Below are 2,607 nucleotides of genomic sequence, written 5' to 3'. Positions count from 1 at the left end.
CGGTGGTCTCGACGAGCGCGCCGACGGGGCTGTCGGCGACCACGCGGTAGGTCGCCGGGACCTGTCCGACGAGGTCGGTGAGCTGGTCCCGCATGGCTCCCTCGACGTTGGCGCGGGCGGTCTCGTCGAAGGCCACCACGCGTCCGACGGCGCGGTCGGCCGAGATCACCTCGAGCCCCGCGTCGTGGTCGCGTGCCCAGTTCGCGGCCCAGGCCACGGCCCGGCGGGCGTCCCGCGAACCGTCGTAGCCGCATACGACCGGTCCGGTGGCGGTCTCTGTCATGGCGTCCTCCTGCGGGTTCGGCGTCGCGGATCAGCCTAGTCGGCGGGTACGACGGCGTCCGGGGGAGCAGCAGATGCGCAGCCGACATCGTTACCAAAGCGGAACCAGTCCTTTTCTGGACCAGTTCCAGAAAGTCGGCTAGGGTGAGGCCCATGACGACGCAGATGGAGGATCCGGGAGCGCTGCTCCGGACAGCCGGGTTGAGGGTCACCTCTCCCCGGTTGGCGGTCCTCGCCGTCGTCGACAGTCGTCCCCACATCGCGGCGGAGGACGTCGCGGTACTGGTCCGGGAGCGGCTGGGCGCGGTGTCCACGCAGACCGTCTACGACGCGCTGCGTGTGTGCACCGACGTCGGACTCATGCGGCGCATCGAACCGGCCGGCTCGCCGGCCCGGTACGAACGCCGCACGGGGGACAACCACCACCACCTCGTGTGCCGGCAGTGCGGCCGGATCGAGGATGTCGAATGCGCGGTGGGGCATGCGCCCTGCCTGCAGGCGGACCACGATCACGGCTTCCTGATCGACGAGGCCGAGGTCAACTACTGGGGCACATGTCCCGAATGTCAGGCGGGCCGTGCCCGGCTCGGTTAAGACTGAGACCCAGACCACATCGCCCATCACCCCACCACAACGAGGAGCACCAGACGTGACCACGCATCCCGCCGACCGCGGCGTACGCGACTTCCAGCCCAAGTCCGCCACCACCACCGACAGTGGCCAGCCGGTACCGAGCGACGAGTTCAGCGCCCGGTTGGGCGAGCTGGGTCCGCAGCCGATCCACGACTTCTACCTCATCGAGAAGCTCGCCCACTTCAACCGCGAGAACGTCCCGGAGCGTCTGCCCCACGCCAAGGGCTCGGGCGCCTTCGGCGAGTTCGTCACCACCGAGGACGTCTCGGACATCACCTGCGCAGGCCTGTTCCAGCAGGGCGTCACGACCCCCATGCTCGCCCGCTTCTCCACCGTCGCCGGCGAGAAGGGCAGCCCCGACACCTGGCGTGACCCGCGCGGCTTCGCGCTGAAGTTCTACACCGACGAGGGCAACTACGACATGGTCGGCAACAACACGCCGGTCTTCTTCGTCCGCGACGCCCTCAAGTTCCCGGACTTCATCCACTCGCAGCGCCGCAAGAACGCCTCCGGCCTGCGCAACCACGCCATGCAGTGGGACTTCTGGACCCTGAGCCCCGAGTCGACCCACCAGGTCACCTGGCTCATGGGCGACCGCGGCATCCCGGCCACCTGGCGCAACATGGACGGGTTCGGCTCGCACACCTACCAGTTCATCAACGCCGAGGGCGTGCGCCACTGGGTCAAGTTCCACTTCAAGACCAACCAGGGCATCGACTTCCTCACCCAGGACGAGGCCGACAAGCTCGCCGGTGAGAACGCCGACTACCACCGTCAGGACCTCTACGAGTCCATCGCCAAGGGCGAGTTCCCGTCGTGGGACCTGCACGTCCAGGTGATGCCCTTCGACGAGGCGGAGACCTACCGCTTCAACCCGTTCGACCTCACCAAGGTCTGGTCGCAGAAGGACTACCCGCTGCGCAAGGTCGGCACCATGACGCTGAACCGGAACCCGCAGAACCACCACGCCCAGATCGAGCAGGCGGCGTTCGCGCCGACCAACATCGTCAAGGGCATCGGCTTCTCGCCCGACAAGATGCTCCTCGGCCGTGTCTTCGCGTACCCGGACATCCAGCGCTACCGCATCGGCGCCAACTACCAGCAGGTGCCGGTCAACCGACCGCTCTCGCCGGTGAACTCCTACTCCAAGGAGGGCGCCATGCAGTACGAGTTCCCGCACCCGGCGCAGGCCGAGTACGCCCCCAACACCCTCGACGGCCCGGTCGCGGACCCGGCCAAGGCGTTCGACTTCGGTGACTGGGACACCAAGGGCTCGGAGATCTACCGCGGGGACGTCTCGCCGCACTCCGACGACACCGACCAGGCGCAGGCCACCACGCTCTACCGGGAGGTCCTCGACGACGCGGCCCGCGAGCGTCTGGCGTCCAACATCGCCGGTCACGTGAGCAAGATCGACCCCTCGGAGACCGAGCTCCTCGAGCGCGTGTACGCCTACTGGGCGGCCGTCGACCAGGGGCTGTGCGAGGCCGTCAAGGCCGGCGTCGAGTCCGGTCCGCGCGGCAACCACCGTCGCCAGGAGTGACCACTCCGTAGCCGAGCATGTTTCGGTCGAGCACGCGTCGGCCGAACTCGACTGAGACGAAGGGCCCGATCCCGCGACCAGCGGGGTCGGGCCCTCCTCGTGCGCCGGCTTCCGGGGCCCCGTCAGCCGCCGCGGACCACGGTCAGGGC

Annotated in this window: 3 protein-coding genes; 2 read left to right on the top strand and 1 reads right to left on the bottom strand. The window is 68.7% G+C overall.

Annotation, left to right across the window (positions count from 1 at the left end; translation table 11 throughout):
* On the bottom strand, positions 1-283 hold a 283-nt coding region (locus tag G6017_RS02770; protein ID WP_182615827.1), incomplete at its 3' end, for a universal stress protein.
* 152 nt (positions 284-435) lie between these two features.
* On the opposite strand from G6017_RS02770, the gene G6017_RS02765 reads away from it, so the two are divergent.
* Positions 436-876, top strand: coding sequence for a Fur family transcriptional regulator (locus G6017_RS02765; RefSeq protein ID WP_182615825.1), 441 nt, complete (start codon positions 436-438; stop codon positions 874-876).
* Between the two features lie 55 nt (positions 877-931).
* Positions 932-2,458 (top strand): catalase, encoded by a 1,527-nt coding sequence (locus G6017_RS02760; RefSeq protein WP_179524388.1) that lies wholly within the window; start codon positions 932-934, stop codon positions 2,456-2,458.
* Positions 2,459-2,607: the final 149 nt, after the last annotated feature.

This window comes from Dietzia sp. B44 (assembly GCF_014145245.1).
Classification (GTDB): domain Bacteria; phylum Actinomycetota; class Actinomycetes; order Mycobacteriales; family Mycobacteriaceae; genus Dietzia; species Dietzia natronolimnaea.
The sequence above is the reverse complement of the archived record's forward strand: the minus strand, read 5'-3'. Positions and strand labels throughout refer to the sequence as shown.